This is a genomic window from Paenibacillus sp. YAF4_2, from assembly GCF_052113225.1.
Taxonomy (GTDB): domain Bacteria; phylum Bacillota; class Bacilli; order Paenibacillales; family Paenibacillaceae; genus Pristimantibacillus.
On record NZ_JBFRCT010000010.1, the window covers coordinates 70,864 to 96,603 of the forward strand.

Consider the following 25,740-nt stretch of genomic DNA (forward strand, 5'->3'; position numbering starts at 1 on the left):
AGGAGTATTCATCATGAGTGATAACACACAAAATATTCAGCAAGATGAGTATCGTAAGCTCAGTTTAGTTGAACGTATTGGCTACGGTTTTGGAGACTTTGCTCAAAATCTTGTTTTTGGTACAGTCGGAGGCTTTCTTGCCCTTTATTTGACGACTGTTAATGCTATCGGCACAGCAACAGCAGGATTTATCTTCCTTTTTGTCCGTATCATCAATGTGATTTGGGATCCAATGGTCGGTACCTTTATCGATAAACGCACATCAAAAGCAGGTAAATATCGTCCTTGGTTACTACGTGCAGGTATTCCGTTGGTCATCTTGGCTGCGCTGCTGTTTGCGCCTATTCCTGGTGTCCGTGGCTCTGTACCCTTTATCTTCATCACTTATTTGTTACTTGATTTGGTTTATTCCGTTGTTAATATTCCTTACGGATCGCTAAACGCCTCATTGACCCGTAACCCTGAATCTGTTGACCAAATTACAACGACTCGTATGACGCTTGCAAACGTTGCGAATCTTCTTGTCTATACATTGTTCCCTATGTTTGTTCAAATGGTAGCATCGAAAGATCGTTCACTCAAAGACACCGGTTTCTTCGGACTAAAGCTTAATATGGGGACTTATACGGATCCTTCTGCAGACCATGCTTGGTTTGGCGTCTATGCTATATATATGGTTATTGGTGCCGTTGCGCTTTTCCTTTGCTACAAGCTTACGAAAGAACGCGTTGTCGCTAATGCTGAGCAATCGGCGCAAGTTAAAGTCTCTGATTTCTTTGTTGAATTTAAAAATAATAAGCCATTGGTCATCTTAGGAATCTTCTTCATGTTGGCATTTACCTTTATGTTCTTCATGAATACGGTTAATGGCTTCTTTTATCAATATACCGTCGATCACTCGGACTGGGTGGGTGCTGTGGGGCTGATTGCCTCAATACCGGGTATCGCTTTTACAGTATTCTGGCCAAAACTCAAGAAAACCTTCGGTAAAAAGGGCTTCTTCCATTTCTTCCTCAGTATGTTTGTTGTCGGCGAAATTCTGACTTGGATTTGGAGTCTTGATGGTATGCATGATCAGCTTTGGCTTGCTTATGTTTCCACTTTCATCAAGCAATGGGGATTGACTTCAGCGACTGGTTTCATGTGGGCCCTTGTTCCTGAAGTAGTCTCTTACGGCGAACTGAAGTCTGGTAAACGTAATGCGGCGATTATCAACGCTATTATGGGGCTCTTCTTCAAGGTTGGCTTCACTATTGGTGGTGCCGTTCCACTTTGGTTCCTTGCCGCTTATGGATTTAATGGAGATGCTGATCACCAAACAGCTAACGCCCTTTCAGGGATTAATATAACGGCTATTTGGATACCCGCTGTTCTAGCCGTTGTTGCTATGATTGTGATGCATATCTATCCACTGTCTGATAAAGACGTAGACAGCATCAATAAGCAGCTCGACGCAAAACGCGCTGAAATGTAAGCAGCAACGCAGCCAACCAGAGATTCAGTAAAGAGTAAAGAGATGATGTCTCACAGGCATCATCTCTTTTCATTTTTTTATATGTTGTTTATTACAAAGCGCCGGCATCTTGGGCTACTTAACCATCCCATGCCGCAATGCCGTGACAACGACCTGTGTCCGGTCCTCGCATCCGAACTTCTGCAGAATCCGGTGGACATGCGACTTCACCGTGCCTTCGGTAATAACGAGTTTCTGAGCGATACGGTCGTTGCGCAAGCCGTACGCCATCTCCTGCAAAATCTCCTGCTCGCGCTCCGTCAACGGCTCTAGCAGCGGCTTTGTCTCGGCTTCGGGAATGATGCAGCCGGAGGCAACCGCCCGCGAGAGTGCATCGGCGGCCAAGTCTGTTCGGTACACGGCCTCGCCGCGGTAAGCGGAGCGGACTGCTTCGAGCATGTCTTCTACGTCTGCGTCCTTCAGCAAATAGCCGACTGCACCGGAACGAATCACCTGATAAATATAATCCGAATCGTTGAAGGTTGTGAGTATGACAATCTTCACCTGCGGCAGCTCTCTCATGATGGTCTGAGCCGCTTCAATACCCGTCATGCCCGGCATCTGAATGTCCATCAGAATAATATCCGGCCGGAGCTTCAACGCCAGCGTCACCGCTTCATGACCATCGGCTGCTTCGCCAACAAGCTCCATGTCGCTCTGCAGGCTGATGACGTACCCAAAGCCTTGGCGAATCATCTTCTGATCGTCGGCAAGCAGTACGTTGATTTTACCGTCCGGCTTCGTATTTGTTGTCGTTGTAGACGTCATCGTTATCCTCCGATTCCTCGTCTCCGCCGTTGATCGGCAGCTCTGCTTTGATCTCGAAACCATGTGGCTGCACCACGCCGTAAAACAGCCTTCCGCCACGTTCCTCCAGCCTTGCTTGCATCATTTGTAATCCGAATCCCTCATGCAACGTATCTGTCGCATTCGTGCTTCCATTATCCCGAATGCGAAGCACGACGTACACCGCTTTCCAGTATAGGTTTACATCTACATGTGTAGCGCCGGAATGGCGAATGATATTTGTGATAGCTTCTTGCAGGACACTATAGAGCAGCGCGTAGTCCGTCACCGTCGCATCGTCATCGTTTAATTCTGTATGAAATGAATAGCTGATTTCTGTCGTTGATTCCATTCTGGCGAGCAGTGTCGTAAGCGGCAGCAGTCCGGATACCGAGCGGTCATCGGCGAGGGCATGAACGGAGCTGCGAATGTCATTCAGCCCTTGCCGAGCCACGGTGATCATTCCTTCCAGCGACTGTTCCGCTTGAGCAGGATCTTTTCTAATCATGTAGCGCATCGCCTGCATTTGCACAATTAACGACGTCAAGCTGTGCCCAACCGCGTCATGAATATCACGGGCGATTCGGGTGCGCTCGTCAAGAATCGCATTCTGCATCGACATGACGGATGCCTCCTGCAAATGTGCATACGCTTCTTGGAGCTCCGCCAGATGCCGTTTATTTTGCTCGTATATACTGTCCCGCTGCCTGCGGCTCCTCACATTGATATAGAAGAACACGGAAATGACAGTGAATGAGACGAAGCTGGTCACGTCTACATTGCCTAGGGCCGTATACGTCCCCGCGATTAGAATCATCGTAGCAAGCAGCGGAACGCGCGGCTCGGCAAACATTAATCGTACGACAGTTGCCAGAACGATGATTGCATAGAAGTATATGAGCGCCGTTTCGTCGTACCAGAGGATGCCCGCCGCCGTCTCTAGTGTGATCAGACCGATAAAAGTAAGCGACATCCGCCTGGAACGCCAGAAGTCACGCAGGATAAAACGGCTGGCGTAGGTTGCGGCGATCAGGACGTTCAAGGTGACCCGGCGGGGCGAGCCCGTAAAGAAACCGTTCATGTACATAACTGAGACGATGATGGCAAATCCGGCAGCCGATCTCAGGGGCAAAGGAAAATATCGGTCACGCATGGCGAATCAGACTCCTCCTGTTGCACTGCGCCGTGAATCCGGCTTTCTTGTAGCTACATTTTAGACACTGGAAACGACGAAAATCAAGCCGGTTGAGTTCGCCGCCGCCAATCTCTATCTCTAGGTATAGAGAACACTTATGAAGGTTCTATCTGGGGGTGGTCGCCCGAGAATCAAGTTCGGGTTACGATAGTAAGCGTTCCACAACGTTTATAGGGAGGCGGCAATCATACAACAGATCATCATTATTTTAATTGTTTGTTTTGTAGGGTATCGAATAGCGAAACGGGTGAAGAGTAATTTCTCATGGACCGAGCTGCGAGTGCGAAGCTTGAGAATCCGTATCATATTGTTTGCTGTAATTGGGGTTATTTTTCTGGCGGAAGGTGGTCTGAGTACCGTTGGTGTCATTTCGGATATTATCGGTATTCTGATCGGTGCGATTCTTGGGCTTATCGGATCGGTAATGACGTCATTCGAGCAACGTGAAGCGGGGCTGTATTATCGTGCGAATATTTGGATCGGGAGCCTTGTTACTGCGTTGTTCATCGGGCGCTTTGGGTATCGCTTCTATACGATGTTCGAGGATGGGCCCAATATGCAGAACATGAACTTCGCTTCCTCTGGAAGCTCGTGGACCTCTGGGCTCATCCTTATCATGTTTGCCTATTACATCGTTTTCTATTTCCTGCTTTTGCGCCATCGGGGACATGCTGTAGCTCAGGTAATAAAATAAATAAAAACAAAACCCTCTTATCAAGCAAGGCAAGATCAGACATTGGGGACTTCCGGAGGAGGAATTGCTGCCTGTACTAGAGGAGCTTGGAATCGGTTTTGTCCCATTCAGCCCGCTGGGCAAAGGCTTTTTGACAGGGAAAATCGACAAAAACACTGTTTCGACAGTGCTGACAATCGGACTGCCTCACCTCGTTTCAACACGGAGAATCGGGAAGCCAATCAGGTTCTAGTAGGCCTTATAAGTCGAATGGCCGCGGAGAAAAATGCACAAATCAAGATTTCCGGTGACCGCTATCCAACAGTGATTTCTAACAAATTGGGAAAATAATCAAAGCAGTGGCCGTCCTCTAGAGGACGGCTTTAAATATTTAGTTGCTTTTTGACATAAATTTTTAAATTACAACAACTATCGACTAAATTATCTGTTTTTTCAGTATAGTAAAATTACTTAAAAAATAGGTATACTAGTAAGTAAAGTCTGAAATTTCTCGCACAAAATATGCCAGTATCATATCAAGCTGCGACGCACAATGGCATGCAGCAGATAGGGGATAGCAAGGGATGCATGAAAAGGATGGCGTGGCAGCAAAAAAAAGAAATGACACTCATCTAAGCCAACTGGCTTCCGTCGGGCAAATTGCCGCGGGTATCGCTCATGAGGTCAAAAATCCACTGACTGCCGTAAAAGGTTTTTTGCAGCTTCTAAAAGAAAAAAACGAACTCAAATACATAGAAATTGCCGAATCGGAGCTCGGTAACGCGATTAATATTTTGCAGAACTTACTTCATGTATCTAAGCCTGATTTAGAGGAAGAGCCTTATGTTTCTATTGATTTGTCAGTAGAGCTGGATGCATTGACTCAGCTGTTTCAGGATCAGATGTACCGGGTTTCCGTTCATAAAACCTTGCAGAATCCAGGCAGCTATATTTTTGGGAAAAAGAATCAATTGAAGAAAGTATTTTTTAATTTGCTGAAGAATGCCTTTGAGGCCATTCCTGGAAACGGGTTTATTTATATTGAGCACTTGGCAACCGAGAACGAAGTGATGATTTCTATCCAAGATACCGGAGTTGGTATTCCGCAGGAGAAGCTTGGGTTACTAGGCACACCTTTTTACACGACAAAAGAGAATGGTACCGGGATGGGATTGACCCTCGTATTCTCTGTGATTTATCAGCATAATGGCTCGATTGAAGTGCAAAGCTCGGAGGATGGCGGCACGAAATTCATCATTACTTTTCCTAGGGAAACAAAAAATATTAGATTGAAAGAGGTGGTTTATCTGGAGTTAGAGGCGACAATGAGTATCAAAGAATTTTTTGTTGTGAATCGGAATAATTTCGAACAACGGTTGTTGCTGGAAGCAGTCAATGTTCGCGATAAAATTGATGAAATTCTTGCCATTGGCAATATTAACTTACTGGATAATGCACACAAGCTGGTACTCTTCATCATCGACGGAAAAGAGCATGAGGCAATCGCCTTTGCCAAACATGAAGGAATCACTTGGGCGAAGCATTCGCTCACCCTCGCATTCAAGCTGGAATGGGTACAAGCGGTAAGGCGTGTCTTGTGGGACTTCTTGTACAATTATGACCGTCTGAACAATCACAACGACAGCAAGGAACATTATTATAGCATGGAGAAGAGCATTAACCAGTTAATGGACCAGTTCCTCAATCAGTTCTTTATCAGCTATTCTTTATTCAAAGACGATCTCATTCGGGCGCAGCGAGAAATGGTTGAAGATCTTTCCGTCCCGATTATTCCATTGACGCGGGCGACTTCCATTTTGCCTCTCATTGGCACGATTGACAAGTTCCGGGCCAATACCATCGAGGACAAAGTCATCTCTCAAATCGGCAATAACCGGATCGAAACGTTAATCATTGATTTATCAGGCGTAATGGAAATGAATGACGAGGTCGTAAAACAGTTGATCAGTGTCTTCGATGGGATCAATATGATGGGCTGCCAACCCATTGTTACCGGGCTTAGGCCGGAGATCGTGAAAATGATGATTCGGTCGGGTTTATCCTTTGAACAAAAAGCAATAACAAAAGGAACACTCCAGCAAGCACTAGAGGATCATTTAACAGCTAGGTAAATAAAGCCACTCCTACGCTGGAGTGACTTTATTTTGAAATTATAATTTTCGTTCCCAGAAACGGCCTTGCGCGATGCCATTAATGAACGCCTGAATCGTTGAATTGTTTAAATCGTACACACCGGCCTCGTCTAATTTTACCCGTGCTTTATCTAAGGCTTGTTGATCGCTAAGAGCCACTGCGAGTGGTTTATAATGCTTAAATGCCGTTTCGATAAATGCTAATGCAGGCACCGGTATCGCGGCTTCGCTGCTAACTAATAGTACCGCATCGAAGAGAGTAGGATCCACCGTTTCAAAAGTAGCCGTTACTCTCAGCGGGTTCGGTAAATCATAGAGCTTCTCACCAACAATCGTATAATTGACCTTATTTTCCGTTAGAGCGGTCGTCCATTCAGCAAACTGTTCTACATCAGGATCGCCAATCCGAACAATTGCGACCTTCCTAGTATCCGGTATAAGGACAGTATCGGCCATGCTGAGCGCGGGAGATTTTTTGTCTGATTTCACTTCCATATTCTCCTTGGGAAGAGGAGCTCCGATGTGGTCGGCCACCACTTGCGCCAAGCTGCGATCGACTTGATTCAATAGGGCGACCGCATTTGCTTTTACCGAATCCGATTTGCATTTTCCCAGTTCGAAGCTGAAAGCTTTCTTTACATGCTCTTGTTCGTAAGGAGCTAGGCTGTTGTAGAAAAGTTTTGCTTGCGAATAGAAGTCAAGGAAGCTGTCGCTGCGACCTCTGATTTTGCGCCCGTCAATCCGCTCTTGATAATGCTCATAACCACCTTGTTCAGCGGAGACCGGCGCAGGCTGGTTGGCATTCAAACCGTTCCGATGATAGCTTGTTTGTCCCACATGAATGGTCGTCTGATGCATACCGTCACGTTGATTGTTATGGAACGGGCACACAGGCCGATTGATCGGAATCTGGTGGAAATTAGGGCCGCCTAGTCGCGACAGTTGAGTATCGGTATAGGAAAATAACCGCCCTTGCAAGAGGGGATCGTTCGAGAAATCGATACCAGGCACGACATGACCGGGGTGAAAGGCTACCTGCTCCGTCTCCGCAAAGAAATTGCTGACATTTTGGTTCAAGGTCATTTTACCAACCCGTTTCACGGGAACTTCCTCTTCCGGCCACAGTTTGGTTGGATCTAAAATATCAAAATCGAACTTATGCTCATCCTCTTCCGGAATGAGCTGCAGGCCAAGCTCCCACTCTGGATATAGACCCTTCTCAATTGCTTCATATAAATCTTCTCTATGGAAATCTGGATTTTTTCCCGCTATTTGCTGGGCTTCATCCCAAACTAAAGAGTGTATTCCTAAGACGGGCTTCCAGTGAAATTTGACAAAATGCGATCGTCCTGCCGCGTTTATCAAACAGAAGGTATGCACACCAAAGCCTTCCATCATGCGCAAGCTGCGCGGAATGGCGCGATCGCTCATGGCCCACATGATCATGTGGGCGGTCTCCGGATTCTGCCCGACGAAATCCCAGAACGTATCATGCGCGCTGGCACCTTGCGGGATTTCATTATGCGGCTCGGGTTTAACGGCATGAACAAAATCAGGGAACTTGATGGCATCCTGAATAAAGAAAACAGGCATGTTGTTGCCCACCAAGTCATAGTTACCCTCATCCGTGTAGAACTTAGTTGCAAATCCGCGCACGTCTCGAACGGTATCATTGGATCCCCTTGATCCTTGCACCGTGGAAAAGCGAACGAATACAGGCGTGATTTTGGATGGATCCGTAAGGAAATCAGCCTTGGTGTAGTCTTCTAAGGATTCATAAAGTTGAAAAAATCCATGAGCCCCTACGCCGCGTGCATGAACGATTCGTTCGGGAATGCGCTCATGATCGAAGTGAGTCATCTTCTCGCGAAAATGGAAATCCTCCATAAGAGTGGGTCCGCGTTGTCCCGCCTTCAAAGAAAACTCATCCTCGGCCATTTTGAGCCCCTGATTAGTTGTCAAAGCATGCTTATCTTCGTTGTTAATGGTGTACTTCTTTAATTGCTCCGTCTTCTTATTGTCCATTTGAATCCTCCTAGCGGTATTTATTCACGTAAAAAGTACCTTACGTTCAAATACCCGATTTGCTAGGATTTAATCGTTTTTTCGAAGAAAACTTATTTCCCTATACGATAGGTTAATGTCCAGAATAGAAAAGCCAAGGCACTGACAATGGCACCTAACAAGCAGACACCGTTCCAGCCTGAGTAAGCATAGATACTGGTAGATGCAATTGACCCGGTGGCGCTGCCAATGGAATAGAAGATCATGTAACCAGCAGTAAGCCTGCTGCGTGCCTCAAGGCGCAAAGTAAGAATCATGCTCTGATTGGTGACATGTACGGCTTGCACTGCCAGATCAAGAAGGACAATGCCGACGATTAATGCAAGAAGCGAATGATGAGTATAACTTATTGGCAACCATGATATTAGCAGCAGAATCAATGCCACGCCTGTGGTCTTCTGTCCTAAACCCCGATCGGCAAGACGACCTGCTCGCGCTGCTGCTAACGCCCCGGCAACTCCGGCGAGACCAAAAGCCCCAATCGCAGTATGTGAAAGAGAAAGCGGTGGAGTGCTGAGAGGCAGCACTAGGGAAGTCCATAATATACTGAAAGCGGCAAAAATCATTAGGGCTAGTGCACCACGGATTAGTAGGATTCGTTCTTGTGCGAACAACGTGATCAACGAACGAAGCAGCTGTAGGTAGGATAATGATTCTCTTTTGTGCTCATCATGCGGCAGCACCCGAAACAATACACATGCCATGATTAGCGTTAATCCCGCAGAGACAAGGTAGACAGAACGCCAGCCGGCAAAATCCGTTAATACGCCAGCGAAAGTTCGCGCCAGAAGAATACCAATTACGATTCCACTTGTGACAACACCCACGGCACGCCCACGTTCGGCTGGCGCAGCCAAAGTTGCCGCGAACGCAACGAGCGTCTGTGTCACTACGGCAAGCAATCCGACTACAGCTATGCCTATGAATAACACCATGCCGGTGGGGGCTGTGCCAACCACAATCAAGGCCAAAACGGATATTACCATCTGTCCAGCGATCAGCCAACGCCGATTTAATAAATCTCCGAGGGGGACTAGCAGCAGCAGGCCAAGTGCATAACAAACTTGAGTGATTGTAATAACAATGCCGACGGAAGAATGAGTAATACCGAACTCGGTTGCAATGGCGTCCAGCAAGGGCTGCGCGTAATAGATGTTGGCGACAGCCATTCCGCATGCGATTGCAAATAAAAGGGCAATATTGCGAGACATCAAAGATGCGGATACCGATTCTGATGCTATGAGCGCTTGTTGAGCGGGTTCAAACTTCCCCAAAGATAACACCTCCTTAAATTTACGTTTACCATTCGGACAATAAAATACTGATCGGTATGAAATATTTCCTGTTAAATATAACTTCAGGGAAAGTTGGCTGTCAATAGATTACTGCATAGGACGAAATTGAACTTAAGATTATTGACATCACAAACCTTGTGCCATAAAATTATAATATACCGATCGATATGAAAAGAGGGGTTATTGTGGCCCGACAACGCGAGTTTGATGAGGAAAAGGCATTAGATGCAGCTATGCAGCTATTTTGGGAAAAAGGGTTCGAAGCTACCTCTTTAAGCGACTTGACAGCCAGAATGGGCATTCAGCGTCCAAGCATATACTCCACCTTTGGAGACAAGAAGGGACTATTTGAAGCTGCGTTGCGTAAATATACGAGTTCTCATGCGGCCTATGTTCGCACGAATCTTCAAAACAATTCTTCTGTTAAGGAGGCATTCCGTGCCTTTTTTGAAAATATGTTGGCAAAGGAATATGAGGAATGTCCAAACTGGGGGTGCTTTTGCATCAATTCAATGGTTGAGCTTGCGCCTCATGATGAGAAATTTGAAATTCTCACAAGAGAGCATCAGATGTATCTCTCGGTCATATTCCAAGAAACGATTGAACGAGGGATGCGCTCAGGTGAGCTTGATACCGGTATTAACGCAAAGGGTCTAGCGCAAACTCTGGTTATACAGTTAATAGGACTTACTGTGTTCATGAAATCTCGTCCTGAACGAGTATTTGTTGATAATTCAATAAAAGAAATACTTACATTATTAAGATAGAATCACGTGATTGAATTGACTTGTTTGTTCCACATGAAACAATTTTTATTTTTTAAAGCTGGATCGGAGAGATACTAATGGCAAATACAGATAAGTTTGAAATGATCGCTCATACCTATGACAGTCCTGGAAGAATCCACATTGCAAAGGTTTCATCAGATGCCATTCGTGAATATGTAGTTGACGCTGGCAGCAAGAACGCTATCGATTTTGGGTGTGGAACGGGTCTTGTTGGATTGAACTTGTTAGACGAGTTTAACTCGGTGCTTTTTCTCGATACATCACCAAACATGATTAATCAAATCCAGCAAAAAATTTCTGATCTGAATATTAAGAATGCAGCTACATTATGCTTTGATTTTGAACAGGATGGTCTGTCGGATATACGCGCCGATTATATTTTCATGGCTCAGGTTCTGCTCCACATTCCGGATGTTGAATTCGTATTATCCAGATTATTTGATGTTCTCAATGAAGGTGGACATGTAATGATCGTCGATTTTGATAAAAATGAGAATGTCGTTTCCGATATGGTTCATAACGGATTTAATCAAGCCGAACTAGCTGACGTGATGACTCGAATAGGCTACAACAATATTCAATCCAAAACTTTTTACCATGGTAGTAAAATATTCATGGCACAAGATGCCTCGATGTTCATTCTTGATGCTCAAAAGTAAACCCTTAGACGGGAAAAGCCACTCCATTATTCGGAGTGGCTTTTTGTTATGCGTTTACACAGACATCTCTTATAGCGTTCATTAATAATGACGTGGCCTTCCCTAAGAGGTGTTTATCCTTATAAACAATGCCTATACCGAGGACGGCGCTCAGATCGCTGAAGGGTCTGATGACCGAGGAGCCATCGAGTTCCAGACCGCTGTAAATCGGAACAATACCTACACCAAATTCTGCTTTAACCATTTGTTGAATCACATAGAAGCTTCCAACCTCGATGCTGTTGAAAGGGAGTTGACCAATTGGACAAAACGTCGTTTCCCAGAGCTCCCTATAGATACAAGTGGGCTCTTTGACCAGGACGGTTAGTCCCGTGAGGTCACTAGCTGTGATACTGTCTCGACCCGCTAAAGGGTGATTTACATGTAACATAACTCCTAATCTTTCCTCGATTAAAGGCTCAAATTCCAGCATGAGATTCGCTGCAGGGGCTGAGCATATGCCAAAGTCCAGCTCGCCGGTTCGAACCCTGTCCATAATTGATTTGCCGCCGCTCACTTCCATCGTTAACTCCACTTTTGGACGAGTCTTATAAAAGTCGGCTATAACGCTCGCCAGCTTCTGACTTGCAATGGGCTCGATAGCTGCGAAACGAACGGAGCCGTCATCACCCGCTGCGATATCGGATACGGTCTGTCTGATGGATCCGACCGACTTCAGCAGGACCGTGGCCTCACGATGGAGCCACCGGCCGGCTTCGGTCACGATTACACGCTTGCCGTCGCGTACGAATAAAGAAACATCCAGATCAGCCTCGAGGCGCTGAATCTGTAGGGTTACCGTAGAAGGAGCATACTGGAGTTCCTCGGCAGCTTTTTGAAAATGGCCAAGACGTACACAAGCTTCGAAGGTTTTTAAAGCTCGAAGATCCATTGTCATCACCTTTGGTTTGAGATATATGAACGATTTATTCATTTAATTCAATTTTACAAAACTTTCCTTGGAATTTACACTAGGGTCAACAAATTATATTTGGGAGAAGATGAGGTAATGGGTACGAAATCCGCATTCAACTGGATTACTCTGTGGGCATCACTTTTATTTGTCGTTATTCTCGGCTTTTCCCGGCTCTCCTACGGCATATTCCTGCCAGGAATTCAGAGGGAGATCGGGGGGAGCTACAGTCAACTGGGCATGTTAGGTACGGTCAACTTTATTGGTTATTTGATCGGAACATTATGTCTTTCGCCGTTGATCTCGCGGTTCCCTAATCAAAAGCATGTCATTAATCGAGTATCGTGTTTTCTGCTTGGCTTGGCCATGATCGGCTCGGCATTTAGTGATCAATTCATTCAGCTCGGACTATGGCGGTTCGTAATTGGCTGGTTATCGGCTATTGCCACAGTGTTAGTACTATCCATTGCAATGGATGCCGTGCGACCAGCCGAAAGAGGAGTAGCGTCGGGCCTAATATGGCTGGGTGGTTCCGCTGGCATTTTGGTGACGGGTTTATTCGCCCCCTTGACCATTGACCCTTCACACTTCGATGGCTGGCGGATTGCTTGGATGGCCATGGGCGTGTTTGGTGTAATCGCCGCGATTGGTTTCGCCCTTATCACAGGGAAGCGGGATACCCCACCATTACCTCCACAGGTGGAACCCGATTCACAGGAACGCGTGAATGTGTACCGGCTCCTGTTGAATCCTAAGAAACATTTACTCTTAATCGGTTCTTATTTTTTCTTCGGCTCGGGCTACATCATCTATTTCACGTATTTAATTCCCTTTCTGGTGAGCAAAGGGATTCCGTCTCTTTATGCCGGGTTGATCTGGTCGGGTATAGGATTTGCGGGCTTATTTAACGGATGGCTCGGAGGGAAGGCCATCGACCGCTGGCCGAGCGGGTATACGCTTGCGGCGGGCTTAACCTTAGGGACGATTGGTGTGTTTGGCGTCGCCACCAATCATATGATTGTGACAGCAATAGGCGCTGTTACGATTGGGCTGGTTTCCTTTATTACCCCTCCGCTGATGACGACCGCACTTCTTCGGCTTCATGTCCCTCAGCACGCTTATGCGGCAAGCCTTAGCTTAGCCACTGCCTTTTTTGCTGCTGGACAGATCATAGGGCCAATCGTTGGAGGCGTTGCGGTTGAAAAATACGGTTTGCAGATTGGTGTTGCTTCCAGTGCAATCTTTATGGCAATAGCTGCTGTGCTGGCTGGTGTGTATGGACAAAGACAACGCCAGCTTACTAGCGAAGGGTTTTCTCAAAGCGGCTAATAAGCTGTATAACAATGACAAAAGCTGTCACCATTAGCGATTAAACTAGGTTCGAGGAGATTAGAGTTGAACAAAGAGGAGTGACGACAAGATGATGAATACCGATCATGAAGGCCTGGCAACAAGGAATTTTTTTTACTCGGAGGATCTTCGGCTTTCTTACCTTGATTTTGGCGGAGATCGTGAACGTGTGCTTGTTATGCTGCATGGGTATATGGCTAATGCAAGATCATTCTCGGAGCTGGCCGTACGCTTCAAAGATTGGCGGGTGATTGCGCTGGATCAACGGGGACATGGTTGGAGCGATCATTCTCCCGGGAAGGAGTACACAAGAGCGGATTACGTGAAGGATATTCTGAATCTGATTCAGTCGGAGCTTGGGGGGCAGCCTGTCACAATTCTTGGACATTCCTTGGGTGGATTAAATGCTTATCAGTTTGCGGCTCGTTATCCAGAGCTGGTGAAAGCCGTTATCGTCGAGGATATTGGAGCGGAGATTAACGCCGATTTCTCCTTTGCAGACAAGCTTCCTTTCCGGTCGTCCTCTCTAAAGGAGCTGAGAGAATCGCTGGCAAGCGTAGGGCTCCGGGCAATCGATTATTTCGCGGAAAGTGTGTTGGAGGATGAACACGGTTGGGGATTCCGAACGGATCTGAAGGGACTGCAAGCATCTGTTCCGCAATCCAACGGGGTGTGGTGGGAGGATTGGCTAGGTTCGAGATGCCCGATCCTGCTTATTCATGGCAGCAAGAGCTTCATTCTTGATACCGAGCAAGCAAGACGAATGGAAGAGAGAAGGCCGGGCACAAAGCTTATCGTGTTCGAACAATGTGGTCACGGTGTTCATTCTGAGGATTTGAATGGATATTTTCAAACAGTCAATAATTTTCTAATGGAACTTAAATAAGGGGATGACTAGATGTATTGTACAGTCGAAGATTTGATCGCTGAGTGGAATCGGGAAGCCGGATTAACCCAGAAAATATTAGATAGCTTGACCGATGAAGCACTCTTACAGCAGGTATATCCTGAAGGACGCACGCTGGGAAGAATCGCATGGCATTTCGTTTCGAACATTCCGGATTATTTAACGGAATTTGGAGTCTCGATAGCGAAAGTGCCAAATCAGAGCGAGGTACCATCCGCAAAGGAGATTGCAGAGGTCTTTAAAGTGGTAAGCTCCCAGGTAACCCATTCTCTTCAGGGGCAATGGACAGATGATACGTTGAAGCATATCCAAAAAGCATTCGGAAGAATGGAGTCGAGCGCGACGATCTTTATGGGATTAATCAAGCACATCGTTCATCATCGTGGTCAAGTGACGGTGCTGATGCGCCAAGCGGGATTGCCTATACCTGCCGTATACGGTCCTTCCAAGGAAGGGTGGGCGCAATTAGGAGTGACGCCACCGCTATAAGCAAGCAAAGGGAGGGCTAAGCCCTCTTTTCGATCGGTGGGGCATCTCTGAAAAGCATAGGGCATAAGCTGATATATGCCTGTTGAAAGGATGTTTGTGCATGGATCATTATCGACCAGGAATACATCAACATTATATTCCTCATTCAGATGGTTGGATCTGGAGGCATGGCACCTTGGTATCTAATGCAAGCTATCAGCCGTATCCTCAGCAGCGGCTTACTTTTGTGCTTGTGCATGGTTCATGGGCTGATGCTCATTTCTGGGATGGCATAGCGGCTGCATTGTACAGGAATGGGCATTCCGTCTATGTGCCGGAATATGCGGGTCACGGCGTAGATCCTAATAAAAATGTTACACATGCGATGGTCACGAAATCCGTCGTTGATTTTATAACACAGCTGAACCTGCGTGACATTATTCTCGTCGGGCACAGCTTTGGAGGAACAGTCGTTCAGAAAACTGCCGAACAGGTGCCAGACCGCATTAAGCGTCTCGTCTTTTGGGATGCATTTGTACTAAATAACGGCGAATCGCTGGCTGATGAGTTGCCGCCGCAGACAAGGCAGGGATTCGAGCAGCTGCGAGCCAGCTCGAAGGATGATACGATCATGCTTCCCTTTCCGCTGTTTCGTGATCTGTTTGTTAATACGGCCCCTTTGGAGGTAGCCAAACAGATGTATGCGGTTATCACTCCTGAGCCGGCTAAACCACTATTCGAGAAGCTGGATCTTAAAGTGTTCTACGAACTGCCAACTCCCAAAAGCTATGTCTATTTCTATCAAGACAACGTTTTGCCGCAAGGTGAAGGCTTTGGTTGGAATCCGCATATGTCCACACGACTCGGTCTGTTCCGGCTAATCGTCGGTGATGGGGACCATATGACGGATTCACGTACAGGACCAGCTATGGTGGCGCAGAAGCTTTACGAGGCGGGCAGGGATTAATGGTAGGATTCCTTATGAAAAGTTAAAGGCACCCGATTGTTCGGGTGCCTTTCATTTTGCTTTTCGTTACTATTCCACTTCAATTTCTTTTACCGTTTCACCCTCAATGAGTACAGGCTGGTAGTAGGTGCTCGTGGGCAGGTCTTTTTTGCCCTGCAGATTCTTAATAATCCAGTCCGCTGCATCGCGTCCCATTTGTTCTTGGGGATGGGTCAGCGTCGTGAGTTTGATATTTGCGTTCTTGGCGATATAGGAATTGTCCTGGCCAATGATGGACAACTCGTCTGGAATGGAGATGCCCAGTTTTCTGCAGACATGTACGACTTCGAGACCCACCTCGTCGTTGTAGCATACAAGGGCGGTTAAGTCATCCCGATTGTCGTTCAGATAACCTTCGAGGTTAGCGGACAGATCTGGCTTCGTTGCCGTATCGAAAGAAAGGACATGCCCTTGCTGAAACCGTAATTTGGCTTCCCCAAGTGCCTTGATAAATCCCTTCATTCTAAACTTCCCTTGCAAATCATCCATCTTTGCAATAATGCCAATCTGGGTATGTCCTTTGGCAATCAGCTCCCGAGTTGCGAGATAGCTGGACTGCACGTCATCTAGACAAAAGAAAGGAACTTCCAGCTCTTCATAATAGGCATTAATCATCGTGAGCGGAACTTCCTGCTCCTTAAAAGACAGGTAGTAAGCAATATTGGGGTTATACACATTGCTTCTCGTAGGTTCTATAATCAGTCCATCCACACCGTAGGACAGCATCATTTCGAGCGCCTTTTTTTCCTGGGAGATATCGTTATTGGTACTGGCCAGCAGCAAGGAATAATTATCTTCATTTAACCGGCTTTCAATGCCGCGGATAATGGAAGGAAAGATGTAGTCTGATATATAAGTCGTGATAACACCAATCGTTTTATTCGTGGTTTTCCCACTTGCTTTGGACCGGTATTGGGTACTGACATATGTGCCGGATCCTTTCTCACTTCTCAGAAATCCCTCATTTGATAACTCCAGAATAGCTTTTCTAACCGTCTGCCGGCTGACGTTGTAGTCTTCCTGCAAAGCAAGCTCCGAAGGGATTTTCTCGCCTGCCTTGTACGTGCCCGAGAGTATATAGCTTTTAAGATCATCTATGATTATCTGGTACTTTGGCTTCATGTCATTCACTACTTTCATCGTTGTTCGTAAAGTTGTACGTACACATTCTAGCATACATTGCTTGGAATGCAAATGCAGTCCTATCTGCCTATCCTTTCAATGGTACAAGTTACGTGTGGACACAATAATGATGACGAATAGGGGTGCTTTTGTAACTCATGTAGGTATAACTATTAGACTATATTGACAAATGTACGTACAGAAAATATACTAGGGCTGTCAGTAAGAGAAAGCGCCTTCTTCCGATTGGATTGAGGCTTTTATAGGATTAGAAATCGTTGGGGTAGACGGAGAGGGGAGACAGGTCATTATGAGTCATGCAGCTTTGAAGGAAGCAATTATCAATGGCGAAACTTCGCTAGGTATCGAATTCGGATCTACACGGATCAAAGCGGTGCTGATCGACCGTCGTTTTGAGACCATCGCTTCGGGAAGCTACGAGTGGGAGAATCTGCTCAGAGACGGCTACTGGACGTACAACCAGGAGGATATCCTTGTTGGTCTCCAAGCTGCTTATGGCGAGTTGAAGCAGGAAGTGGAACGGAATTACGGAGTTACGCTCCGTACAGTCGGTTCAATCGGATTTTCCGCTATGATGCATGGTTACATGGCATTCGACAGCAATGGCGAGCTGCTTGTACCATTCCGAACTTGGCGTAATGCCACAACGGGTGCGGCAGCTAAGGAACTTACGGAATTGTTCCAATTTAATATCCCTGAGCGCTGGAGTATCGCCCATTTGTATCAAGCGATCTTAAACGAAGAGGAGCATCTGCCTCGCGTGGATTATGTAACGACGCTGGCGGGCTATATCCACTGGCTGCTCACCGGCAATAAAGCGCTTGGTGTTGGCGATGCTTCTGGTATGTTCCCTATTGATGAAGCTACCCATAATTACCATCCAACGATGATTAAGCAATTTGATGATCGAATCGCATCCAAGGGTTATCCGTGGAAGCTTGAGGATCTTCTTCCTAAAGTATGTCTCTCCGGTGAGCAGGCTGGTGAGTTGACGGAGGCTGGCGCCCGCATTCTGGACCCAGCAGGGGATCTGCAGTCTGGCATTCAGCTGTGTCCACCAGAGGGCGATGCCGGTACAGGTATGGTTGCGACGAATAGCGTAAGGAAGCGTACGGGTAATATATCCGTTGGTACTTCTGTGTTTGCCATGATTGTACTTGAGAAGGAACTATCGAAGGTTTATCCGGAGATTGATATGGTCACAACGCCTGACGGCAGTCCGGTAGGCATGGTGCATGCCAACAACTGTTCCAGTGATCTTAACGCCTGGATGGGATTGTTCCGTGAATTCTCCGAAGCGATGGGGTTTGGCGCAGATTCCGGCAAATTGTTCAGCGTACTGCTCGGTAAGGCATTGGAGGCTGACCCTGATGGCGGTGGTTTGCTGAGCTACGGTTATCTCTCGGGCGAGAATATTACGGGAATTGACCAAGGGCGTCCGCTCTTCGTCCGCTCGCCTAAAAGCAACTTTACGCTGGCAAATTTCATGCGAACGCACTTATTCACGGCTTTTGGAGCATTGAGGATTGGCATGGATATTTTGACTGAGAATGAAGATGTGGCTATCGACAGCATTTTGGCTCATGGCGGCTTATTCAAGACTCCTGTCGTTGGACAAAAAATCTTGGCTGGTGCGCTGAACGTACCGATCTCGGTTATGTCCACGGCTGGCGAAGGCGGAGCATGGGGCATGGCGCTTCTGGCTTCTTACCTCATTAACAAGGAACAAGAAGAGGGTCTGGACGACTTCCTCGAGCAGAAGGTCTTTAAGGATGTTGAAGGACAGGAGATTGCTCCGGATGCAGCTGATGTAAGAGGGTTCGAGGCTTTCATCAAACGATATCAAGCAGGGCTTGCGATTGAACAAGCTGCTGTAGACCATCTGCTGGAGAATGGGAGGGACTAACGTTGTTAGAACAATTGAAAGAAGAAGTATATGAAGCGAATCTAGATTTGCCGAAGCACGGACTTGTGAAATTCACTTGGGGCAATGCGAGCGCTGTTGATCGGGATAGCGGCCTGTTCGTCATTAAACCAAGTGGAGTCAGCTATGACAAAATGAAACCAAGCGACATGGTCGTTGTGGATCTTGACGGTAATGTGGTTGAGGGAGAGATGAGACCCTCTTCGGATACCGCGACTCACGCCGTATTGTACAAACATTATCCGCAAATCGGCGGCATCGTGCACACTCACTCCACTTGGGCTACGATCTGGGCGCAAGCGGGACTAGACGTACCTGTTATGGGAACAACACATGCGGACACCTTCTATGGCGCCGTGCCCTGTGCACGTTTCTTGAACCAAGAGGAGATTGACCGGGGCTACGAAGCGGAGACGGGTCATGTGATTATCGAAACGTTCGAGCAGCGTGGCTTGGATGTTATGGCCATTCCGGCTGTCCTGCTTGCAGGACATGCACCTTTCACTTGGGGGAAAGATGCGAAATCGGCAGTCGTGAACAGCGTTGTGCTGGAGGAAGTATGCAAGATGAATCTGTACGCACGTCAATTGAACAATTTTGCTAAAGAACTGCCGCAGGGCATCTTGGATAAGCACTATCTTCGGAAACACGGCAAAGATGCCTACTACGGGCAGAAATAATAGATTTTACTCCTTACTAAATTGAGAAATGAGGATGATTAAGATGGCAGAAAAACAATTTTGGTTCGTTGTAGGTTCGCAGCATTTGTACGGTGAAGTAGCACTGGCAGAAGTAAAAGCTCACGCACAGACAATGACCGATGCCCTGAACAACAGCGGTGTACTCCCTTATCCGCTTGTCCTGCAAGACCTGGCAGTAACCGCTGATAAAATTACAAGCATCATGAAAGAAGTTAACTATCGTGATGAGGTAGCAGGTGTTATCACTTGGATGCACACCTTCTCGCCTGCAAAAATGTGGATCCGTGGTACGAAGCTGCTGCAGAAGCCTTTGCTTCACCTCGCAACGCAATATAATGAAAGCATTCCTTGGGCAACAATCGACATGGACTTCATGAACTTGAACCAAGCGGCACACGGCGACCGTGAATACGGCTTTATTAATGCCCGCCTGAATAAACAAAATAAAATCGTTGTAGGCTATTGGGAACGTCCGGGCGTTCAGCAGCAAATTGCAGATTGGATGGACGTAGCCGTTGCTTACAACGAAAGCTTCAATATTAAAGTGGCTCGTTTCGGCGACAACATGCGTAATGTTGGCGTAACAGAAGGCGACAAGGTCGAGGCTCAAATCCAGTTCGGATGGACTGTCGACTACTATGGTATCGGCGATCTCGTACAATACGTGAATGCTGTTACTGAGCAAGAGATCGATGATCTGATGGGCCAGTATGCGGAGCTCTACGATTTCGATTACGGGACGAATAGCAAAGAAGCTTGGGAAGCTAGCGTTAGAGTCCAAGCAGGCTATGAAATTGCAATTAAACGTTTCCTTGACGAAAAAAGCTACAATGCCTTTACAACCAACTTCGAAGATTTGCATGGCATGAAGCAGCTCCCGGGTCTTGCTGTGCAGCGCCTGATGGCACAAGGCTACGGCTTCGCCGGCGAAGGTGACTGGAAGACAGCTGCGCTTGACCGCTTGATGAAGGTGATGAGCCGCAATCAGAATACAGGCTTTATGGAGGATTACACTTATGAGATGGCGGCTGGTCAAGAAGCGATCCTGCAATCCCATATGCTTGAGGTTGATCCTTCCTTGGCAAGCAACAAGCCTAAAATTATCGTTTCCGCACTTGGAATTGGCGATCGTGAAGATCCAGCGCGCCTTGTATTTGACGGCAAAGCTGGCGATGGTGTCGTTGTATCCATGGCAGACTTTGGCACTCATTATAAACTCTTGATCAACGAGGTTTCCGCATTCGAGCCTACCGTTCCAGCTCCTAATCTTCCAGTAGCTCGCGTACTGTGGACAGTGAAGCCGAACTTCCAAGATGGGATCAAAGCTTGGCTCGAGAATGGCGGCGGTCACCATACGGTAGTTTCCTTGAACCTGACGACAGATCAAATCGTGACTTATGCGAAGCTGGTTAACTTGGAATACGTCGTTATTAAATAATTGATCAAAATATAAGAACCGTTTCTCTCGTAGATAGATCATTCTATTTATGAAGAAACGGTTTTTTGTTTTTGGTATACTATTTGGTAGATAAAGAGGATTAGTTTGTGATAATCGGTGGAATCCTATGAATAAGAAATAATAATAGAAAAGAGGAATGGAAATGTCTTATGTCGTTGATTTTAAAAATGTGTCCACGGTTGGTTTAGAGTCTTCACCTGTAGTAGAAGCGCTTGCTGGTTTACGTGCAAATGAAGCTCGTTATTTTATGAACAAATACAAGCATGAATTTACGGTGGTGCCAGCTAGTGAAAGTCAGGAAGCCCTTGATTACGCGAACAGAGTTTTGAAAGAACGTGATATTCAGTTTGCGGCCAAACCTTTAGAAACATCACAATTCCAGGTTGAAAATATCAAATTTACGTATGTCTTTTATGAGGATGGGCTTTCTATTAATGTCATGTATACAGTTGATGACCCTAAGAAACGGGCTGTTGGCTTTAAGCTTTCTGAAGGAATGGAAATTCCAAAGGAGTTAGAAGAAAAGTTCAAGTTTGCTAGGCAGAAGTCTAAGCTGGCTGGAACCATCCGGGGCTCGTTCTTTGTCATTAAAGGAGAATATTAATCCTAAATAAAAGCCTATTCAAGACGTAAGTTTTGAATAGGCTTTTCCGACTTTTCCATCAGGGAGAGGGGTTGCAAAATGAATGTTCGACCAAGACGTACTGCACATATTAAACGGTCAAGCCATGTATGAGGAATTTAAACGTAAAAAGTTTATGGGCAATTATGTACCTTTTAATGAGGCCATGTGCGTAAATGCGACTACGGCATCTATTTTCGATCAGACGTTTATTGAAACCAGAGCATCGGGACATCAGGAGTCTGTTGAAAATTACCGCAACAAAGTTATAAAGCCCTTAGATGAGCTGTTTCAGAAAAAGGTTAACGAAATTGTTCTATGGTTTGGGGAGGACATGTTTTGTCAGATGAATCTACTAACGATCCTTGCCTATCTCGAGCAGTCTCTGTATAAAGGAAAAGTGGTTTATAATAGTTTTAAAGAGCATGAGTTTAAAATAAGCCCAATAGAGCTTACTTTAGGCAGCTATTATTCCGTCTATGAGGAAGTATTGATTCATCATAAGAAGCCAACAACTGAACTTTTTCCCTTGATGGATCAGGCAATTAAATTGTTTTTAGAAATGCAGACAGAAGATAATGCCGTTAGAACCTATATTATAGACAATGAACATTTACCTACATCTGAATTGCTTAAGCAATTATTCGAGACTTTCCCAGAGGTAGGGTACGGAGATACCCAATATCTCGAGCTGATTGCGAAAATAAAGCAGGTAAAGGGGGATGAAGAAAATGAAAATTAACGCCACGCTTGAGCTGAGTAAAAAAACAGCAACCGGCATTCAAGTTCCAGACGAAATCGTTGAGGCACTTGGAGCGGGAAAGAAGCCGGCTGTCAAAGTGACAATTGGTTCCTACAGCTACCTCAGTACAATAGGGTCAATGGGTGGGAAATACATGCTGCCAGTTAGCCAGGAGCATCGCAGCGGGGCAAACATTCAAGCCGGAGACGAGCTTGAGGTTGAAGTCGAACTGGACACAACACCACGTGAAGTCATTGTACCAGATGATTTTGCTGAGGTGTTGAATCGCGAAAGCGAGGCACGGCAATTTTTCGAAAGCTTATCTTACAGCAATAAATGCCGGTTTGTATTGAATATCGAAGGTGCTAAAAGCATTGAAACCAGGCAGCGACGTATTGAAAAATCCGTCGAGCTGCTTCGCGAAGGTAAGCTTCAATAATAAAAGTGAAAAAGAGGGATACCTTGAATAACGAACTGATCTTAGCTGCTGAACGGGGAGATTTGAAGAAGCTTGAAGAGTTAATCAAAGCAGGAGCAAATCTTAATGCGCAAGATCATAAGGGAAGAACGGCCATGCTGGCGGCAACCCATTCGAACAAGCCGGAGATTGTCAAAATACTGATAGATGCTGGTGCGGATATGAACCTGCAGGACGACATCCATGATAATCCATTCCTTTATGCCGGCGCTCAAGGTCGACTGGAAATTCTTAAGCTCCTTATTGAAGCTAAGGCAGATACAACAATAACGAATCGTTATGGAGGAAATGCACTCATTCCTGCAGCCGAGAAAGGGCATGTTGAGAATGTAAGAGCCTTGCTCTCAACCACCGATGTGAACATCAACCATATCAATAACCTAGGGTGGACCGCACTGCTTGAGGTCGCAATCCTTGGCAATGGCGGTCCCAAGCATCAACAAATCGCTCAGCTGCTTATCGAGCATGGAGCAGACGTAAATATTGCCGATCGAGACGGAGTAACTTCACTGCAGCATGCCAGAAGGAATGGATTTAAGGAAATTGAGCGAATGCTGATTAGTGCAGGGGCAGCTTTTTAAAATACAGATATGTGCTAGGACAGCATCAGAGGGAGATTCCGAATGAATAACAACAATGACAACCACTTCATGTTAAGCGAAGATGTATCTTATGAAAAGACGATGTTTGGTGTACTGGGGATGCTTATTATCGAATGCACGGGGGAGCGAGTTGTAGCTACCATGCCAGTTGGTCCGGCTACCCGGCAATATTTTGGCGTCCTGCACGGCGGGGCATCGGTAGCTCTTGCCGAAACGGTGGCGAGCGTGGGCACGTACAATCTGATCGATAAAGAGAACCAGCTGGCCGTAGGGATGGAGATCAACGCCAACCACATCCGCTCCAAGCGGGACGGCATTGTCACCGCTGTTGCGACACCTTTGCACAAAGGAAGAACAACGATGATCTGGGATATTAAAATTACCGACGAGGAAGATCGGTTAATCTGCATCTCCCGCTGTACAGTAGGGATCGTTCCGAAGGTTCGGGAGAGCAGATAAGTTAGCCGGCGTGGAGGAATTACTCCATAACAAGCCCGCCGGTCACGGGCGTGTAGGTTCCTGTCAAGAACCGTGCGCCGTCTCCGGCGAGGAAAGAAATAACGCCTGCGACATCTTCCGGTTCGGCGATTCGGCCAAGCGGCGTGAAGCTGCCTATGACGCGACTTTCATCCTCGGAGATCATAAAGGGCTCACCAGATCTAACGAAGCCGGGAGCAACGACATTAGCCGTGATTCCGCAAGGGCCAAATTCTTGCGCAATATATTTCGCGAACGTATCAAGCCCGCCCTTCGCCGTACCATATGCGATATGTTGAGGGGAAGGATCCTTGCCTTCCGTGCTGGACAGATAGATGATTCTGCCGAATTGGTGTGCTGTCATGACGGGAATGACAGCCTTTGTTGGCTCAAACGCTGCCTGTAATTCATCGGTCAGCTGCCGCTCGAATGCTTCCCATGATTGCTCCGCAAAAGCGGCAGCCTCAGCACGCTGACTTGCCGTACATACAAGAATATCGATACGTCCATAAGCTTGATTCACGGCTTCCACGAGCCGCTCCATTTGCTTCTTATTACGAGCATCTGCCGGAATCGACACGGCTTCACCGCCATCCGCAACAATCTCGGACGCGACGGCTTCAGCGGACCATTCATTTTCCAAGCCGCTCACAATAACCTTCGCTCCTTGTCTAGCAAGCTGTTTGCAGGTTGCCTTCCCAATCCTATTGGTGCCCCCGGTAACAACCGCGATTTTCCCTTGTAAGGACATCATGATCCAATCTCCTCCCCTGAGCTTATTCTTTATCCAGTCCGTCATACTGACTTGCAATATCGAGTGCCAGCTGCCTTACTTTTGCGGCAACGGAAGCGGGTTCAAGTACAATAACATCGGTCATATAATGGAGTGCCGAGCGAATCAGCCAGTGTTCGCTCGAGTAAGTCATGCGCACAATAAGCTGACCGTCCGGCAGCCGTTCAATATTTTTTTCATCAAAATGGTCCATTACGGATATGGCAGCAGAGGCTTTGAACCGAAGGACAGCGGAAATCCCCTCATTCAATTCATTCTTCGCGGGTGTCTTCCATCTCTCATTCAGCTGCGCAAGCGACTCTTCCCGACGAACGAAGGTGCCGGTCAGTATGTCGAGCTCCCGAATACGGGTCAGCTTGAAAATGCGATAATCACCGCGTAAGCGGCAATAGCCGTGAAGGTACCACGCATAATTCTTGAGCACAAGCGCCATCGGCTCCACCTCGCGCTCTTGCTCGCCGCCGCTTCTGCTCGTGTATGTGAACCGGATGAGCTTCCGGTCATTTACGGCCTGGCGAAGTGAATCATAACGGCTTTGGTCCTCGTCGCTATTCTTCCAAGGAGTGAAGTCAATATGAATACGGTCGCCTTCTCCTGCCCGGCCCTGCTCGGCTTGTGCCACCATTGCGCCAACTTTATTGAGAAGGAGATCCATATTCGAGCGGTCATAAGCCTTCGTGGATTCAAGTCCGCGAAGTGCAGTAGAGAGGGCAGTCAGTTCATCGAAGGACAGCAGCTGCCGATCCAGCCTGAAGCTGTCCATAATCTCATAACCGCCCTCCATGCCGGTATAGGAGACGATGGGAATGCCAGCCTGACCTAGCGAATCGAGATCGCGGTAAATCGTGCGCAGAGATACTTCAAGCTGATCCGCCAATTCCTGCGCCTGCACCCGTTTTCGATTGAGCAGCAATATTGTAATGGTCATTAACCGTTCAAGCTTCATGGTCATCTCTCCTAAGCCGGCATGCAGCAGCATGCCAATCTATG

The 25,740-nt window shown here is 46.8% G+C and carries 25 protein-coding genes and 1 pseudogene; 18 read left to right on the top strand and 8 right to left on the bottom strand.

The window, feature by feature from the left end; genetic code table 11:
* The first annotated feature begins 13 nt into the window (after nt 1–13).
* Nucleotides 14–1,474: an MFS transporter gene (locus AB4Y93_RS22090; protein ID WP_441895113.1), complete on the top strand. Its 1,461-nt coding sequence runs from the start codon at nt 14–16 to the stop codon at nt 1,472–1,474.
* Nucleotides 1,475–1,588: 114 nt separating this feature from the next.
* On the opposite strand, the gene AB4Y93_RS22095 is transcribed toward AB4Y93_RS22090, so the two are convergent.
* Nucleotides 1,589–2,281 (bottom strand): response regulator, encoded by a 693-nt coding sequence (locus AB4Y93_RS22095; protein WP_441895115.1) that lies wholly within the window; start codon nt 2,279–2,281, stop codon nt 1,589–1,591.
* Entirely contained in the window at nt 2,241–3,452 is a 1,212-nt protein-coding gene (locus AB4Y93_RS22100; protein WP_441895117.1) for a sensor histidine kinase, read from the bottom strand. The genes AB4Y93_RS22095 and AB4Y93_RS22100 overlap by 41 nt, the downstream gene beginning before the upstream one ends.
* Nucleotides 3,453–3,783: 331 nt before the next feature.
* Here AB4Y93_RS22100 and AB4Y93_RS22105 point away from each other — a divergent pair, with 331 nt between their 5' ends.
* The 3 genes from AB4Y93_RS22105 (at nt 3,784) to AB4Y93_RS22115 (ending at nt 6,299) form a co-directional block, all read left to right on the top strand.
* On the top strand, nt 3,784–4,188 hold the full coding sequence (locus AB4Y93_RS22105) for a hypothetical protein (protein WP_441895119.1): 405 nt from the start codon (nt 3,784–3,786) through the stop codon (nt 4,186–4,188).
* A gap of 64 nt (nt 4,189–4,252) precedes the next feature.
* Nucleotides 4,253–4,420: a hypothetical protein gene (locus tag AB4Y93_RS22110; protein WP_441895121.1), complete on the top strand. Its 168-nt coding sequence runs from the start codon at nt 4,253–4,255 to the stop codon at nt 4,418–4,420.
* Nucleotides 4,421–4,751: 331 nt separating this feature from the next.
* Entirely contained in the window at nt 4,752–6,299 is a 1,548-nt protein-coding gene (locus AB4Y93_RS22115; protein ID WP_441895123.1) for an ATP-binding protein, read from the top strand.
* 39 nt (nt 6,300–6,338) lie between these two features.
* Here the strand turns inward: AB4Y93_RS22115 and AB4Y93_RS22120 are convergent, their stop codons facing one another.
* Together AB4Y93_RS22120 and AB4Y93_RS22125 are read right to left on the bottom strand one after the other, a co-directional pair.
* Nucleotides 6,339–8,345, bottom strand: coding sequence for a catalase (locus AB4Y93_RS22120; RefSeq protein WP_441895124.1), 2,007 nt, complete (start codon nt 8,343–8,345; stop codon nt 6,339–6,341).
* Nucleotides 8,346–8,437: 92 nt separating this feature from the next.
* The gene (locus AB4Y93_RS22125) at nt 8,438–9,595 is read right to left on the bottom strand and encodes an MFS transporter (protein ID WP_441895507.1); all 1,158 of its coding nucleotides are present in this window, start codon (nt 9,593–9,595) and stop codon (nt 8,438–8,440) included.
* Between the two features lie 269 nt (nt 9,596–9,864).
* Here AB4Y93_RS22125 and AB4Y93_RS22130 point away from each other — a divergent pair, with 269 nt between their 5' ends.
* Both AB4Y93_RS22130 and AB4Y93_RS22135 read left to right on the top strand, forming a co-directional pair.
* Complete coding sequence (locus tag AB4Y93_RS22130) at nt 9,865–10,446, top strand: TetR/AcrR family transcriptional regulator (RefSeq protein ID WP_441895126.1); 582 nt, start codon at nt 9,865–9,867, stop codon at nt 10,444–10,446.
* Nucleotides 10,447–10,523: 77 nt separating this feature from the next.
* Nucleotides 10,524–11,126: a class I SAM-dependent methyltransferase gene (locus AB4Y93_RS22135; protein WP_441895127.1), complete on the top strand. Its 603-nt coding sequence runs from the start codon at nt 10,524–10,526 to the stop codon at nt 11,124–11,126.
* A gap of 46 nt (nt 11,127–11,172) precedes the next feature.
* Here AB4Y93_RS22135 and AB4Y93_RS22140 read toward each other — a convergent pair whose 3' ends face one another.
* Nucleotides 11,173–12,057, bottom strand: a complete 885-nt coding sequence (locus AB4Y93_RS22140) for a LysR family transcriptional regulator (RefSeq protein WP_441895129.1) — start codon at nt 12,055–12,057, stop codon at nt 11,173–11,175.
* A 117-nt stretch (nt 12,058–12,174) separates the two neighbouring features.
* On the opposite strand from AB4Y93_RS22140, the gene AB4Y93_RS22145 reads away from it, so the two are divergent.
* From AB4Y93_RS22145 to AB4Y93_RS22160, 4 genes are all read left to right on the top strand, one after another.
* Nucleotides 12,175–13,407: a YbfB/YjiJ family MFS transporter gene (locus AB4Y93_RS22145; protein ID WP_441895131.1), complete on the top strand. Its 1,233-nt coding sequence runs from the start codon at nt 12,175–12,177 to the stop codon at nt 13,405–13,407.
* A gap of 91 nt (nt 13,408–13,498) precedes the next feature.
* Entirely contained in the window at nt 13,499–14,314 is an 816-nt protein-coding gene (locus tag AB4Y93_RS22150; RefSeq protein WP_441895133.1) for an alpha/beta fold hydrolase, read from the top strand.
* Between the two features lie 12 nt (nt 14,315–14,326).
* Nucleotides 14,327–14,824: a DinB family protein gene (locus AB4Y93_RS22155; RefSeq protein ID WP_441895135.1), complete on the top strand. Its 498-nt coding sequence runs from the start codon at nt 14,327–14,329 to the stop codon at nt 14,822–14,824.
* 175 nt (nt 14,825–14,999) lie between these two features.
* Nucleotides 15,000–15,770: an alpha/beta fold hydrolase gene (locus AB4Y93_RS22160; protein WP_441895136.1), complete on the top strand. Its 771-nt coding sequence runs from the start codon at nt 15,000–15,002 to the stop codon at nt 15,768–15,770.
* Nucleotides 15,771–15,839: 69 nt separating this feature from the next.
* Here the strand turns inward: AB4Y93_RS22160 and AB4Y93_RS22165 are convergent, their stop codons facing one another.
* Nucleotides 15,840–16,931 carry a GntR family transcriptional regulator gene (locus AB4Y93_RS22165; RefSeq protein ID WP_441895138.1) on the bottom strand — a complete coding sequence of 364 codons (1,092 nt, stop codon included), beginning with the start codon at nt 16,929–16,931 and terminating at the stop codon, nt 15,840–15,842.
* 310 nt (nt 16,932–17,241) lie between these two features.
* On the opposite strand from AB4Y93_RS22165, the gene AB4Y93_RS22170 reads away from it, so the two are divergent.
* From AB4Y93_RS22170 to AB4Y93_RS22205, 8 genes and pseudogenes are all read left to right on the top strand, one after another.
* Entirely contained in the window at nt 17,242–18,858 is a 1,617-nt protein-coding gene (locus tag AB4Y93_RS22170) for a xylulokinase (RefSeq protein WP_441895140.1), read from the top strand.
* A 2-nt stretch (nt 18,859–18,860) separates the two neighbouring features.
* Nucleotides 18,861–19,556 (top strand): L-ribulose-5-phosphate 4-epimerase, encoded by a 696-nt coding sequence (locus AB4Y93_RS22175; protein ID WP_441895142.1) that lies wholly within the window; start codon nt 18,861–18,863, stop codon nt 19,554–19,556.
* Nucleotides 19,557–19,590: 34 nt separating this feature from the next.
* Nucleotides 19,591–21,015, top strand: a complete 1,425-nt coding sequence (araA, locus tag AB4Y93_RS22180; protein ID WP_167281378.1) for an L-arabinose isomerase — start codon at nt 19,591–19,593, stop codon at nt 21,013–21,015.
* A 163-nt stretch (nt 21,016–21,178) separates the two neighbouring features.
* A complete protein-coding gene (locus AB4Y93_RS22185) occupies nt 21,179–21,640 on the top strand; it encodes a phage tail protein (RefSeq protein WP_441895144.1) in 462 nt (153 codons plus the stop codon).
* Between the two features lie 82 nt (nt 21,641–21,722).
* Nucleotides 21,723–22,400, top strand: a pseudogene (locus AB4Y93_RS22190) (AraC family transcriptional regulator); the annotation flags it as partial.
* Nucleotides 22,390–22,839 (top strand): YdeI/OmpD-associated family protein, encoded by a 450-nt coding sequence (locus tag AB4Y93_RS22195; RefSeq protein WP_441895146.1) that lies wholly within the window; start codon nt 22,390–22,392, stop codon nt 22,837–22,839. The pseudogene AB4Y93_RS22190 and the gene AB4Y93_RS22195, both read left to right, overlap by 11 nt.
* A 23-nt stretch (nt 22,840–22,862) precedes the next feature.
* Nucleotides 22,863–23,459 (top strand): ankyrin repeat domain-containing protein, encoded by a 597-nt coding sequence (locus AB4Y93_RS22200; RefSeq protein ID WP_441895148.1) that lies wholly within the window; start codon nt 22,863–22,865, stop codon nt 23,457–23,459.
* Between the two features lie 42 nt (nt 23,460–23,501).
* Nucleotides 23,502–23,939, top strand: a complete 438-nt coding sequence (locus AB4Y93_RS22205; RefSeq protein ID WP_441895149.1) for a hotdog fold thioesterase — start codon at nt 23,502–23,504, stop codon at nt 23,937–23,939.
* 19 nt (nt 23,940–23,958) lie between these two features.
* Here the strand turns inward: AB4Y93_RS22205 and AB4Y93_RS22210 are convergent, their stop codons facing one another.
* Both AB4Y93_RS22210 and AB4Y93_RS22215 read right to left on the bottom strand, forming a co-directional pair.
* Nucleotides 23,959–24,711 (bottom strand): SDR family NAD(P)-dependent oxidoreductase, encoded by a 753-nt coding sequence (locus AB4Y93_RS22210; protein WP_441895151.1) that lies wholly within the window; start codon nt 24,709–24,711, stop codon nt 23,959–23,961.
* A 22-nt stretch (nt 24,712–24,733) separates the two neighbouring features.
* Nucleotides 24,734–25,696: a helix-turn-helix transcriptional regulator gene (locus AB4Y93_RS22215; protein WP_441895153.1), complete on the bottom strand. Its 963-nt coding sequence runs from the start codon at nt 25,694–25,696 to the stop codon at nt 24,734–24,736.
* Nucleotides 25,697–25,740: the final 44 nt, after the last annotated feature.